Origin of the sequence: Citrobacter sp. Cpo221 (genome assembly GCF_030332345.1) — a bacterium.
Classification (GTDB): domain Bacteria; phylum Pseudomonadota; class Gammaproteobacteria; order Enterobacterales; family Enterobacteriaceae; genus Citrobacter; species Citrobacter portucalensis.
On sequence record NZ_JAOWIA010000058.1, the window covers coordinates 335,296 to 349,085 of the forward strand.

At 53.6% G+C, this 13,790-nt stretch carries 12 protein-coding genes; 8 read left to right on the forward strand and 4 right to left on the reverse strand.

All coding sequences use genetic code 11. The annotated features are described in order from the left end of the window. Nucleotides 1-36 precede the first annotated feature (36 nt). The 3 genes from fkpB (at nt 37) to rihC (ending at nt 2,418) form a co-directional block, all read left to right on the forward strand. Nucleotides 37-486, forward strand: a complete 450-nt coding sequence (gene fkpB / locus OGY72_RS19235; protein ID WP_003018929.1) for an FKBP-type peptidyl-prolyl cis-trans isomerase — start codon at nt 37-39, stop codon at nt 484-486. Nucleotide 487: 1 nt separating this feature from the next. Beyond that, a complete protein-coding gene (gene ispH, locus OGY72_RS19240) occupies nt 488-1,438 on the forward strand; it encodes a 4-hydroxy-3-methylbut-2-enyl diphosphate reductase (RefSeq protein ID WP_003018925.1) in 951 nt (316 codons plus the stop codon). A 65-nt stretch (nt 1,439-1,503) separates the two neighbouring features. Then, nucleotides 1,504-2,418 carry a ribonucleoside hydrolase RihC gene (rihC, locus tag OGY72_RS19245; protein WP_125362749.1) on the forward strand — a complete coding sequence of 305 codons (915 nt, stop codon included), beginning with the start codon at nt 1,504-1,506 and terminating at the stop codon, nt 2,416-2,418. Here rihC and OGY72_RS19250 read toward each other — a convergent pair whose 3' ends face one another. Then, complete coding sequence (locus OGY72_RS19250) at nt 2,419-3,327, reverse strand: LysR family transcriptional regulator (RefSeq protein WP_126319296.1); 909 nt, start codon at nt 3,325-3,327, stop codon at nt 2,419-2,421. Nucleotides 3,328-3,419: 92 nt separating this feature from the next. Here OGY72_RS19250 and OGY72_RS19255 point away from each other — a divergent pair, with 92 nt between their 5' ends. The 5 genes from OGY72_RS19255 to caiF all read left to right on the forward strand — a co-directional run bounded on the left by OGY72_RS19255 (nt 3,420) and on the right by caiF (nt 10,661). After that, nucleotides 3,420-4,052, forward strand: a complete 633-nt coding sequence (locus tag OGY72_RS19255; protein WP_003829712.1) for an alanyl-tRNA editing protein — start codon at nt 3,420-3,422, stop codon at nt 4,050-4,052. 268 nt (nt 4,053-4,320) lie between these two features. After that, nucleotides 4,321-5,142, forward strand: a complete 822-nt coding sequence (gene dapB, locus OGY72_RS19260) for a 4-hydroxy-tetrahydrodipicolinate reductase (RefSeq protein ID WP_003829711.1) — start codon at nt 4,321-4,323, stop codon at nt 5,140-5,142. Nucleotides 5,143-5,597: 455 nt separating this feature from the next. Next, nucleotides 5,598-6,746 carry a glutamine-hydrolyzing carbamoyl-phosphate synthase small subunit gene (gene carA / locus OGY72_RS19265; protein ID WP_279275196.1) on the forward strand — a complete coding sequence of 383 codons (1,149 nt, stop codon included), beginning with the start codon at nt 5,598-5,600 and terminating at the stop codon, nt 6,744-6,746. A 17-nt stretch (nt 6,747-6,763) separates the two neighbouring features. Further along, complete coding sequence (gene carB, locus OGY72_RS19270; protein ID WP_286548860.1) at nt 6,764-9,988, forward strand: carbamoyl-phosphate synthase large subunit; 3,225 nt, start codon at nt 6,764-6,766, stop codon at nt 9,986-9,988. 277 nt (nt 9,989-10,265) lie between these two features. Then, the gene (gene caiF / locus OGY72_RS19275; RefSeq protein WP_003829705.1) at nt 10,266-10,661 is read left to right on the forward strand and encodes a carnitine metabolism transcriptional regulator CaiF; all 396 of its coding nucleotides are present in this window, start codon (nt 10,266-10,268) and stop codon (nt 10,659-10,661) included. Between the two features lie 76 nt (nt 10,662-10,737). Here the strand turns inward: caiF and caiE are convergent, their stop codons facing one another. From caiE to caiC, 3 genes are read right to left on the reverse strand one after another with little or no spacing between them, the layout of a single operon-like run. After that, nucleotides 10,738-11,334 carry a carnitine operon protein CaiE gene (caiE, locus tag OGY72_RS19280; RefSeq protein WP_149335412.1) on the reverse strand — a complete coding sequence of 199 codons (597 nt, stop codon included), beginning with the start codon at nt 11,332-11,334 and terminating at the stop codon, nt 10,738-10,740. A 55-nt stretch (nt 11,335-11,389) separates the two neighbouring features. Then, entirely contained in the window at nt 11,390-12,175 is a 786-nt protein-coding gene (gene caiD, locus OGY72_RS19285; protein WP_286548864.1) for a crotonobetainyl-CoA hydratase, read from the reverse strand. A 54-nt stretch (nt 12,176-12,229) separates the two neighbouring features. Then, complete coding sequence (gene caiC, locus OGY72_RS19290) at nt 12,230-13,783, reverse strand: crotonobetaine/carnitine-CoA ligase (RefSeq protein WP_286548865.1); 1,554 nt, start codon at nt 13,781-13,783, stop codon at nt 12,230-12,232. Between the last annotated feature and the right edge of the window lie 7 nt (nt 13,784-13,790).

A 13,790-nucleotide genomic window follows, 5' to 3' on the forward strand; every position in this document is an offset into this window, starting at 1 on the left:
GCAAACAGGCGGCAGCAATTTTAAAGAGCAACCTGCATGTCTAAATCAGTACAGAGTAACAGTGCGGTGCTGGTGCACTTCACCCTTAAGCTCGACGATGGCTCCACCGCAGAGTCAACCCGCAATAACGGCAAGCCTGCGCTGTTTCGCTTGGGCGACGGTTCTCTGTCTGAAGGACTGGAACAACACCTGCTGGGGCTAAAAGAAGGTGATAAAACCACTTTTGCTCTGGAACCGGATGCCGCCTTTGGCGTGTCAAGTCCGGACTTAATTCAGTATTTCTCGCGTCGGGAATTTATGGACGCGGGCGAGCCAGAAATTGGCGCTATCATGCTCTTTACCGCAATGGACGGCAGTGAGATGCCTGGCGTGATCCGCGAAATCAACGGTGATTCGATCACGGTTGATTTCAACCATCCGCTGGCCGGGCATACCGTTCATTTTGATATTGAAGTGCTGGAAGTCGAACCGGCACTGGAGGCGTAAAATGCAGATCCTGTTGGCCAACCCGCGCGGTTTTTGCGCTGGCGTAGACCGCGCTATCAGCATTGTGGAAAACGCGCTGGCTATTTATGGCGCACCGATTTATGTCCGTCACGAGGTGGTGCATAACCGCTATGTGGTGGATAGCCTGCGCGAGCGCGGCGCTATTTTTATCGAGCAAATCAGCGAAGTGCCGGATGGCGCGATCCTGATTTTCTCCGCTCATGGCGTATCTCAGGCGGTGCGTAACGAAGCCAAAGGCCGTGACCTCACGGTTTTTGATGCGACCTGCCCGCTGGTAACGAAAGTGCATATGGAAGTTGCCCGCGCCAGTCGTCGTGGCGAAGAATCCATTCTGATTGGGCACGCCGGGCACCCGGAAGTCGAAGGCACAATGGGCCAGTACAGCAACCCGCAAGGGGGAATGTATCTGGTTGAATCACCGGATGATGTGCTGAAACTGAATGTGAAAAATGAAGGAAAATTATCCTTCATGACGCAGACAACGCTTTCCGTTGACGACACTTCTGACGTTATTGATGCGCTGCGTCAACGCTTCCCGAAAATTGTCGGGCCGCGCAAAGACGATATCTGTTATGCCACCACCAACCGTCAGGAAGCGGTTCGCGCGCTGGCGGAACAGGCTGATGTTGTGCTGGTGGTCGGCTCGAAGAACTCCTCTAACTCCAACCGTCTGGCTGAACTGGCCCAGCGAATGGGGAAAGCGGCGTATTTGATTGACGATGCGACCGACATTCAGGAAGCGTGGGTGAAAGAAGCGAAGTGTGTGGGCGTGACGGCCGGAGCCTCGGCGCCGGATATCCTGGTGCAAAACGTGATTGCTCGCCTGCAAGAGCTTGGCGGTGGGGAAGCGATCCCACTGGAAGGCCGCGAAGAGAACATCGTTTTCGAAGTGCCGAAAGAGCTGCGTGTGGATGTTCGTGAAGTAGAGTAAGTCTTTCCGGTTACGATTATGAGAAGATGCCAGACTTAACGTCTGGCATTTTTTATGGAGAAACCATGCGCTTACCGATCATTCTTGATACCGATCCCGGCATTGATGATGCCGCGGCCATTGCCGCCGCGCTGTTTGCCCCTGAGCTGGATCTGCAACTGATGACCACGGTAGCAGGCAATGTGTCGGTGGAAAAAACCACCCGTAATGCGTTGCAACTGCTGCACTTCTGGAATGCGGATGTTCCGCTGGCGCAGGGAGCATCAATGCCGCTGGTGCGACCGCTGCGTGATGCCGCTTCCGTGCACGGCGAGTCCGGTATGGAAGGGTATGAATTTGTCGAGCACGACCGGCAGGCGATGGCAAAACCCGCCTTCCAGGCGATTCGCGATGCGCTGATGCATGCCCCGCAGCCCGTGACGCTGGTGGCAATTGGCCCGCTGACCAACATTGCGCTGCTGCTGACCCATTATCCTGAATGCGTATTCAACATTCACCGTCTGGTGATTATGGGCGGCTCTGCCGGACGCGGGAACTTCACACCCAACGCCGAGTTTAATATTGCTATCGATCCCGAGGCCGCCGCGAAAGTCTTCCAGAGCGGGCTGGAGATTGTGATGTGTGGGCTGGATGTCACTAATCAGGCTATGCTCGCCCCGGACTATCTGGCGACGCTCCCCCAACTTAACCAGACGGGGAAAATGCTGCATGCGCTGTTTAGCCATTACCGTAGCGGCAGTATGAATACGGGGCTGCGAATGCACGATCTGTGCGCTATTGCCTGGCTGGTGCGCCCGGAACTATTTACCCTGCAGTCGTGTTTCGTGGCGGTTGAAACCCAGGGCGAATATACCTCGGGTACGACGGTGGTGGACATCGAAGGGCGCCTGGGGCATCCGGCAAATGCGCAGGTTGCGCTGGGCCTGAACGTTGAAGGTTTCCAGCAGTGGGTGGCAGAGGTATTTGCCCGCGCGCTGTAATCAGGTGTTGTGCAACGGCACCTTCTCACTGAGATAATCAATCATCGCCCGCATTCTGGCGGGCATATGTTGATTGCGCGTCCATAGCAGCCACAGTTCCCCGCTGTAGTCGCTGATAAATTCCCATTCTGGCAGTACCTGGACAATCTCGCCATTGGCGAGTGCCTCGCTGGCGGTGAACAGTGGCAGGCTGCCGATTCCCAGATCCTTTTTTACCGCGTCCAGACGCACACCGGTGTGGTTGGCGGCGTAACGGCCATAAGTCTGAATGGTCTCCATGCGCTCACCGCGTCGAAACTTCCAACGTGAATCCGCAGGTGTCTCGCCAAGACTGATACAGCTATGCTCGCGCAGTGCCTGCGGATGCTCGGGCGTACCGTGCTTGCGTAAGTATTCGGGGGTTGCGCATATCACATGACTGACCGGCATCAGCGGTTTCCCGTACAGGCCCGGGGAGGGCGACTGGCTGATGCGCAGTGCAAGGTCGACGCCGTCGTCGATTAAATCCATATACCGGTCTTCCAGCCGAAGGCAGACGTCCACTTGCGGGTAGCGCGCAAAGAATTCGGCCATCAGCGGATGAATGACAAATCGCCCCACCGCTTTCGGCACGCTGAGGGTCAGTTGCCCTTGCGCGATGGTTTGTCGACTGCTGCCTGAGTCGACAGCCATTTGTGCCGCATGCAGCATTTCCTGCGCGTGTGCATACACAATTTTGCCCGTTTCGCTGAGCGCCAACTTGCGCGTCGTACGGTGCAGCAGCTTACTGCCCAACGCCTTCTCAAGACGTGAAGCGCTGCGGCTAATAGCGGAAGGCGTAGCACCCGAGGCTTTGGCGGCGGCGGAGAAGCTCCCTTGCTCGATAATCAACACAAAGGTAGCAAGGTCGGGAAGAAGGTTAGGATTCATTTGTGCGTACCAGGCAAAGATGCATTGAACCAGCGCAGGATTATCGCCGTCAGTAAAGTGAATATACTCTTCCCATCAAAAGGAGAGCAATCATGACTGAACGTCTTTATTACACCAGCGATAACACTGAAGGCCAGGCTAACTTACTGAGTTGCTCGGCTGAGCCGGATGGACGGTACGCGGTGGTACTGGATAGAACTCTTTTTCACCCGCAGGGAGGCGGGCAGCCTGCGGATGCTGGCTGGATTGATGATGAGCGGGTTGAAACAGTCCTCGCGCGCGGTGACGATGTGGTGCACATCGTGGCAAAACCGCTCCTCCCCGGCATCGTGAACCTGCGTGTGGATGCCGCGCTGCGTCAACTGCACGCCCGCCTGCACTCGGCAGGACATCTTATCGGCCTGGCGGGTACAGCGTTCGGCTGGCTCCCGGTGAAAGCACACCATTGGCCCAATGAGGGGCGCATTACTTTCGCCGCCGGTGAAAACGGCACGTTACCGGATACGCTATCGCTGCAGGAGAAAATCAACGCCTGGCAGGCAGACAATCTCTCCAGACAAGTGACATTCACCGATGGGTTGCGGCAGGTTGGATTTGGTCATCTCCTTGCTTATCCCTGCGGAGGGACGCATGTTGCGCATCTCTCTGAGATTGGGCCGGTGACGATTACTCAGGTGAAGATGAAAAAAGGGCAAATGATCGTCAACTACACGCTCGTGCCATAAAACCACACTCGCGAAAATATCTACGCAGACTGGCTGGTTTGTGCTCGTATTTCCGTCGTTTTCCCATCATTTTGCGCCATACTGAGTAAGTTTGACTTCTTTCCTGTGCTCCAGCAATGATTCATCCTGCGGGATGAATCATGTCTTTTACTGATATTCCCCTCTGTTTATCATTAAATTCTAATTATGGGTGTTTTCAGCTAGCGGCCTCCGGGCGCGCTGGTTACTCTGAAAACGGTTTACGCAATTTTTATAAAAGAGAATAGCTATGCATGAAGCACAAATCCGTGTCGCAATTGCCGGCGCCGGTGGCCGCATGGGACGGCAGTTAATCCAGGCCGCCATGGCGATGGAAGGTGTTCAATTGGGTGCCGCGTTAGAGCGCGAAGGCTCGTCCTTACTGGGAAGTGATGCCGGAGAATTAGCGGGGGCCGGAAAAACGGGCGTTACCGTGCAAAGCAGCCTTGACGCGGTGAAAGATGATTTCGATGTTTTCATCGATTTTACCCGTCCGGAAGGCACGCTGGCGCATCTGGCGTTTTGTCGTCAGCACGGTAAAGGGATGGTGATTGGCACCACCGGCTTTGACGATGCCGGTAAACAGGCTATTCGTGATGCCGCGCAGGAGATTGCGATCGTTTTCGCCGCGAACTTTAGCGTCGGCGTGAACGTTATGCTTAAGCTGCTGGAAAAGGCGGCGAAAGTGATGGGCGATTACACCGATATCGAGATTATTGAAGCCCACCACCGCCATAAAGTGGATGCGCCGTCAGGTACTGCGCTGGCGATGGGCGAGGCAATTGCCGGGGCGCTGGATAAAGATTTAAAAGAGTGCGCTGTCTATTCACGAGAAGGTTACACCGGCGAGCGCGTACCGGGCACGATCGGTTTTGCCACGGTGCGGGCGGGGGATATCGTCGGTGAGCATACCGCGATGTTTGCTGATATTGGCGAGCGTATTGAGATCACGCATAAAGCGTCCAGCCGCATGACTTTTGCCAATGGCGCAGTGCGATCGGCGATTTGGCTAAAATCAAAGTCAAATGGTCTTTTTGATATGAAAGATGTGCTTGATTTACGCAATTTATAGCTTTTATTACCCTTCGTGATGTGGTTATTGTAATCATAATTTATTGATTACATAGGGCAATATTTTATTGCCCTTTTATTTTTGGGTTTTTGATGTGTTTTTTATATTAAATCGTCATTTATCTGTGTTTTGTTGGGTGTTTCTGTTATCTCAATGTAAATTTTGACCAAATGGTCCACTTTTTTCTCTCTCGCATTCTATTTTTACACTCTTTACCTGCCGCAAGCGTTTTCCACCTCGAGTTAGCTGATCTTTTTGCCTGTTAAATCGTGTGATTTATCCCAGTGGCGCAAAATAATAATAAAAATTGCCCTTTTGGGTAGACTTTTACGTGGGCTATCTCTAGAATGCCGCCGTTTGCCAGAAATCCATAGGTAAGCAAATTTGCATTGATTCATGAGGTGTTAATGAATTAATATGCAAATAAAGTGAGTGAATATTCTCTGGAGGGTGTTTTGATTAAGTCAGCGCTATTGGTTCTGGAAGACGGAACCCAGTTTCACGGTCGGGCCATAGGGGCAACAGGTTCGGCGGTTGGGGAAGTCGTTTTCAATACTTCAATGACCGGTTATCAAGAAATCCTCACTGATCCTTCCTATTCCCGCCAAATCGTCACTCTTACTTATCCTCATATCGGTAATGTCGGCACCAATGAAGCCGATGCAGAATCTTCACAAGTACATGCGCAAGGCTTGGTCATCCGCGACCTGCCGCTGATTGCCAGCAACTTCCGCGATACCGAAGACCTCTCTTCTTACCTCAAGCGCCATAACATTGTGGCGATTGCCGATATCGATACCCGTAAGCTGACGCGTTTGCTGCGTGAAAAGGGTGCACAGAACGGCTGCATCATCGCGGGCGATAACCCGGATGCGGCGCTGGCACTGGAAAAAGCGAAAGCCTTCCCGGGCCTGAACGGTATGGATCTGGCGAAAGAAGTGACTACCGCGGAGCCTTATAGCTGGACGCAGGGGAGCTGGACGCTGGCCGGTGACATGCCGGAAGCAAAATCTGCCGATGAACTGCCGTTCCACGTTGTGGCTTACGATTTCGGTGCCAAACGTAACATTCTGCGTATGTTAGCGGACCGCGGCTGCCGCCTGACGGTTGTACCGGCGAAAACCTCTGCAGAAGACGTTCTGAAGATGAATCCGGACGGTATCTTCCTGTCCAATGGCCCTGGCGACCCGGCGCCGTGCGACTACGCAATTACCGCGATTCAGAAATTCCTCGAAACCGATATTCCGGTATTTGGCATCTGCCTCGGCCATCAACTGCTGGCGCTGGCGAGCGGCGCGAAGACCATTAAGATGAAGTTTGGCCACCACGGCGGCAACCATCCGGTAAAAGATATTGATAACAACACCGTGATGATCACCGCACAGAACCACGGTTTTGCTGTAGATGAAGCCTCCATGCCTGCCAACCTGCGCGTGACCCACAAGTCACTGTTCGACGGCACCTTGCAGGGGATTCATCGTACCGATAAACCGGCGTTTAGCTTCCAGGGGCACCCTGAAGCGAGTCCGGGTCCGCACGACGCTGCACCGTTGTTCGACCACTTTATCGAGTTAATTGAGCAATACCGTCAGTCCGCGAAATAATCAGGAGTAAAAGAGCCATGCCAAAACGTACAGACATAAAAAGTATCCTGATTCTGGGCGCGGGTCCGATTGTTATCGGTCAGGCGTGTGAGTTTGACTATTCCGGCGCGCAGGCGTGTAAAGCCCTGCGTGAAGAGGGTTACCGCGTTATTCTGGTGAACTCCAACCCGGCAACCATCATGACCGACCCGGAAATGGCCGATGCCACTTACATCGAGCCGATTCACTGGGAAGTGGTACGCAAAATTATTGAGAAAGAACGCCCGGATGCGGTGCTGCCAACCATGGGCGGTCAGACAGCGCTGAACTGTGCGCTGGAACTGGAACGCCAGGGCGTACTGGCTGAGTTCGGCGTGACCATGATTGGCGCAACGGCGGATGCCATTGATAAAGCGGAAGACCGTCGTCGCTTCGATATCGCGATGAAGAAGATTGGTCTCGACACCGCACGTTCAGGCATCGCTCACACCATGGAAGAAGCGCTGGCGGTTGCCGCTGACGTTGGCTTCCCGTGCATTATCCGCCCTAGCTTCACCATGGGCGGCACCGGTGGCGGTATCGCCTACAACCGCGAAGAGTTCGAAGAAATCTGCGAACGCGGTCTGGATCTTTCCCCAACCAACGAGCTGCTGATTGATGAATCACTGATTGGCTGGAAAGAGTACGAAATGGAAGTGGTGCGTGATAAAAACGACAACTGCATCATCGTCTGCTCCATCGAAAACTTCGATGCGATGGGCATCCATACCGGTGACTCCATCACCGTAGCACCTGCCCAGACGCTGACCGACAAAGAATATCAAATCATGCGTAACGCCTCGATGGCGGTACTGCGTGAAATCGGCGTAGAAACCGGCGGTTCTAACGTCCAGTTTGCGGTAAACCCGAAAAACGGTCGCCTGATTGTCATCGAGATGAACCCGCGCGTATCCCGCTCCTCGGCGCTGGCGTCCAAAGCTACCGGCTTCCCGATTGCGAAAGTCGCCGCCAAGCTGGCCGTAGGTTACACCCTCGACGAACTGATGAACGACATCACCGGTGGCCGTACTCCGGCCTCGTTTGAACCGTCCATCGACTACGTTGTGACGAAAATACCACGCTTCAACTTCGAGAAATTCGTTGGTGCTAACGACCGCCTGACCACGCAGATGAAATCTGTCGGTGAAGTGATGGCGATTGGCCGTACCCAGCAGGAATCGTTGCAGAAAGCGCTGCGCGGTCTGGAAGTGGGCGCGACCGGCTTCGACCCGAAAGTAAGCCTGGACGACCCGGAAGCACTGACTAAAATCCGTCGCGAGCTGAAAGACGCTGGCGCTGAGCGTATCTGGTACATCGCCGATGCCTTCCGTGCTGGCCTGTCCGTCGATGGCGTGTTCAACCTGACCAACATCGACCGCTGGTTCCTGGTGCAGATTGAAGAGCTGGTACGTCTGGAAGAAAAAGTCACCGACCTTGGCATCAACGGCCTCGACGCTGACTTCCTGCGCGTACTGAAGCGCAAAGGTTTCGCCGATGCGCGTCTGGCGAAACTGGCTGGCGTTCGCGAAGCGGAAATCCGCAAGCTGCGTGACCAGTATAACCTGCATCCGGTTTACAAACGCGTGGATACCTGTGCGGCAGAATTTGCCACCGACACCGCTTACATGTACTCCACCTATGAAGATGAGTGCGAAGCGAATCCGTCCGTCGACCGCGATAAAATCATGGTGCTGGGCGGTGGTCCAAACCGTATCGGTCAGGGCATTGAGTTCGACTACTGCTGCGTACACGCCTCGCTGGCGCTGCGTGAAGACGGTTACGAGACCATCATGGTCAACTGTAACCCGGAAACGGTTTCAACCGATTACGACACCTCCGACCGCCTGTACTTCGAGCCGGTCACGCTGGAAGACGTACTGGAAATCGTGCGTATCGAGAAGCCGAAAGGCGTCATCGTACAGTACGGCGGCCAGACCCCGCTGAAGCTGGCGCGTGCGCTGGAAGCGGCAGGTGTGCCGGTTATTGGTACCAGCCCGGATGCCATCGACCGTGCGGAAGACCGCGAGCGTTTCCAGCAGGCGGTTGACCGTCTGAAGCTGAAACAACCGGCGAACGCTACCGTAACGGCTATCGAACAGGCTGTTGAGAAGGCGAAAGAGATTGGCTACCCGCTGGTAGTGCGTCCGTCGTATGTTCTCGGTGGTCGCGCGATGGAAATCGTCTACGACGAAGCCGACCTGCGTCGCTACTTCCAGACCGCAGTCAGCGTTTCTAACGATGCGCCGGTACTGCTGGACCGTTTCCTTGATGACGCGGTTGAAGTGGACGTGGACGCTATCTGCGACGGTGAAATGGTGCTGATTGGCGGCATCATGGAGCATATCGAACAGGCGGGCGTGCACTCCGGTGACTCCGCATGTTCTCTGCCTGCTTACACCCTGAGCCAGGAAATTCAGGATGTGATGCGCCAACAGGTGCAGAAACTGGCCTTCGAACTGCAGGTTCGCGGTCTGATGAACGTCCAGTTTGCGGTGAAGAATAACGAAGTTTACCTGATTGAAGTGAACCCGCGTGCGGCACGTACCGTTCCGTTCGTCTCCAAGGCAACTGGTGTACCGCTGGCGAAAGTCGCGGCGCGCGTGATGGCCGGAAAAACGCTGGCACAGCAGGGCGTAATCAAAGAAGTAATCCCTCCGTACTACTCGGTAAAAGAAGTGGTGCTGCCGTTCAACAAATTCCCGGGCGTTGACCCGCTGTTAGGGCCAGAAATGCGCTCTACCGGGGAAGTGATGGGCGTGGGCCGTACCTTCGCTGAAGCGTTCGCCAAGGCACAGCTGGGCAGCAGCTCCACCATGAAAAAACAGGGTCGTGCACTGCTCTCCGTTCGCGAAGGCGATAAAGAGCGCGTGGTTGACCTGGCAGCGAAACTGCTGAAGTTTGGCTTCGAGCTGGATGCGACGCACGGGACCGCGATTGTTCTGGGTGAAGCGGGTATCAATCCACGTCTGGTGAACAAGGTGCATGAAGGTCGTCCGCACATTCAGGACCGTATCAAGAATGGCGAGTACACCTATATCATCAACACCACCGAAGGTCGTCAGGCGATTGAAGACTCCAAGCTGATTCGCCGCAGCGCGCTGCAGTACAAAGTGCATTATGACACTACGCTGAACGGCGGTTTCGCCACAGCGATGGCGTTGAATGCCGATGCCACCGAGAAGGTAACATCGGTGCAGGAAATGCACGCGCAGATCAAAAAGTAATAAACAAAAGGTCCGGTGAATATTGCTCTAACCAGACCTGTAATATAATTTTGAAAGGGTTTCTGTAAAGAAACCCTTTTTTTGTCTTGCGTAAGGTCATTCCTGGACAAGTCCGTTTCCGTAACCACATTTTCAATGTAATAAGCACGATATTGCTCACACTAATCAACATTCAAGTCGCATACTATCCTTTATATCCACAATTTTAATATGGCTTAGTTTTTATTAATTTGGACAGGCCGTAGCCAGATTTTTAATTTGTGAAAATGGTGTGCTTATGTGTGAAAAATATGTTGAAAGACCGCTTTATTTGTTAATTGCTGACTGGATGATGGCCGAGGATCGTTGGATCACCGCAAAGGAAATTTCCCGCCATTTTGATATCGAGCACTGCAAAGCAATTAATACGCTCTCTTATATTCTGTCGGAAGTGGGAGAAATTGTTTGTGAAGTTAAGATGATCCCTAATCAGATTGCCGGTCGGGGTTGTCAGTGCCAGCGTCTGGTGAAAGTCGTGAGTATTGACTCTCATCTCTACAGCCGACTGAATCACAATTTGCAGGAGAAAAAGGTGAGCATGGCGAAAACGCCACGCCTGTCTGCCGTTCCTCCAACAGAGCTCAACCGTGAGCAGAAATGGCAGATGATGCTCTCCAAGAGTATGCGTCGCTAATAATCAGTTTGCCTGATGGCGGCATAAACGGTGATTGACGCGTAGGCCGGATAAGCGTGAGCGCATCCGGCATCAATTACTGTGCTGATTTGGGTTTTACGTCCGTTGTGCCTTTCAGGCGTGGCCGGTTTTCTTCGACCCGCGTTAAGGGCAGTGTTTCGTGTAGACCTGTGTGGCAGCGGATTGCAAGATCCTGATACTCTTTGGTGTTTAGCCGTTTCCAGTGCAGTTCCTGGTCCGTGACTTCACGCAATACGCGAGCGGGTGAGCCAACCAGCATCTGCCTTGCCTCTCCCTGAAATCCGGCTTTGACAAAGCTCATGGCGGCGACAATGCTCTCTTCGCCAATCACTGCGCCGTCCATAATGACGCTGTTCATGCCGATCAGCGCATCTCTGCCCACCACGCAACCGTGCAGGATTGCGCCATGGCCGATGTGTCCGTTCTCATGCACAATGGTATCGGTGTCACAGTAGCCGTGCATGATGCAGCCATCCTGCAAATTAGAACCAGCCTCCAGGATCAAGCGACCATAGTCACCGCGCAATGACGCGTGGGGGCCAATATAAACTCCGGCACCCACTATGACATCGCCAATCAGCACGGCGCTGGGATGGACAAAGGCATCCGGATGTACCACCGGAATCAGGCCCTCAAAGGCGTAGTAGCTCATCGTTTTATCTCGGTTTTATTGCCGGATCAGCGAATCGCTATCCGGCATCGGCTCATTAACGACCTTTCCACACCGGGTCGCGTTTTTCGGCAAACGCCTGCGGACCTTCAAGCGCATCTTCCGAATGCAGTACAGATGGATAGTGCTTCAGCACGCCGCTGCGGATGTAGCGGTAGCCTTCTTCCACCGGCATTTCGCTGGTGGTGCGGTAAATCTCTTTCAGTGCGGCGATCGCGAGCGGGGCGCTATTCACCAACTGCTGCGCCAGTTCACGCGCGCTATCCATCAGTTCGCTCTGGCTGACAACGCGGTTGACGATGCCCCAGCGCAGCGCTTCTTCGGCGCTCATTCGTCTGCCGGTCATCACCATTTCGTTGACGATTGCCGGTGGCAGCAGCTTAGGCAGACGCAGTACGCCACCGCTGTCTGGCACGATCCCGAGCTTGGCTTCCGGTAGTGCGAAGCTGGCGTTATCCGCGCCGACGATAAAATCCGCCGCCAGCGCCAGCTCAAAACCACCGCCAAACGCATAGCCGTTTACCGCAGCGATGACCGGTTTATCGAGGTCGAAAATTTCGGTTAAACCGGCAAAGCCGCCTGGGCCAAAATCGGCATCCGGCGCTTCACCTTCAGCCGCCGCTTTTAAGTCCCAGCCCGCAGAAAAGAATTTCTCACCGCCGCCGGTGATAATCGCTACGCGTAATTCCGGGTCGTCACGAAAATTAAGAAACGCTTCACCCATGGCAAAGCTGGTTTTGGCGTCAATGGCATTGGCTTTAGGTCGGTCGAGGGTAATTTCCAGGATCGGGCCGTTACGGGTCAGATGTAATGATTCACTCATAGTTCATCTCCAGATAAATAGATTTCCCGGCAGGAGGAGTTCCTGTCGGAAGGGTTATTTCAGATTTTTTTTGATTATTTTTCCTGAACAATTGCGCGGCAGGTCGGCTCTTATCTCCATAAAAGAGGGAACCTTGAATTTCGCCATATTGTTTTCGCAGAAGCTGAAGAACTCGGCTTCACTTAATGTTTCACCTTCATTAAGGACGATAAACGCTTTAATGGCTTCATCACGGATTGAATCTTTAATACCGACAACCACAATGTCCTGAATTTTCGGATGCGCAGAAATAATATTTTCCAACTCGACGCAGGAGACATTTTCCCCGCCGCGTTTAATCATGTTGCAGCGTCTGTCGACGAAATAAAAATAGCCATCCTCATCCTGATAGCCTGAATCACCGGTATGTAACCAGCCCCCGGGCTCCAGCGCTTTGGCGGTAGCCTCCGGCTGCGCGTAGTACTCTTTGAAGATGGTTTTGCCCGGCACGCCTTTAATACAGATTTCGCCAATTTCTCCGGCGGGCAGGGGACGGTTGTGATCGTCACGGATTTCGGCTTCATAGCTAAATCCCACGCGACCAATGGAGGGCCAGCGTCGTTTGTCACCGGGACGGTCACCGATAATACCGACGATGGTTTCAGTCATACCGTAGGAGGTCAGCAGCCTGACGCCAAAGCGTTCGGTAAAATCGTCTTTTTCCTGCTCGGATAAATTGAGGTAGAACATCACTTCGCGCAGGTGATGCTGTCTGTCGATTGGTGAAGCGGGCTGCACCATTAGCGTTCTGATCATCATCGGAATGCATTCAGTAACCGTCGCCTTATATCTATGCACCTGATTCCAGAACGCCCTGGCACTGTACTTCTCTAGCAGCACAAAGGTGCTGCCAGCGGAGAATGCGGGCATTGCGGCGGTACACTGACAATCGATATGAAACGCGGGCATCACCGTCATGTAGACGTCATCATTACGCAGAGCAATTTGCCAGGCAGAGTAATAGCCCGCAAAACGCAGGTTGTAGTGGGTAATTACCACCCCTTTAGGTCGAGAGGTGGTGCCTGAGGTAAACAGAATTTCCGCCGTATCGTCAGTGGATAACGCAGGTGTATAGCACAGCGTGGCGGACTGGCGGGATTGCAGTTGGGTAAAGTGACTCACGCCGTCGTCAGTCGGAAGCTGTTCGCCAATCAGACAGATATGATTAAGCGGGGTGCTATTTTCCAGCCGTATCTGGCGGTACATAGGATAAAACTGGGCGCTGGTGACCAGCAGGCTTACCTGGCTGTTTTGCAGGATCCAGGCACTTTCTTCACCCAGCAAGCGGGCATTAATCGGTACCATGATGGCGCCAATTTTTGCCAGCCCAAACCAGCAAAAAATGAATTCCGGACAGTTATCCAGATGCAATGCGACCTTATCGCCCTTGCGGATCCCTAAGGAATGGAACAGGTTTGCGGTACGGTTAATCTCTTCATTGAGCGAGGCATAGCTAAACTGCCGAACGACTCCTTCGCAGGATTCGAAAATTAACGCCGTTTTATCTCCGTACACCCCGGCCAGGTCGTCCCACATCTGACGTAAGTTTTGTCCGCCAACGATATCCATATTGCTT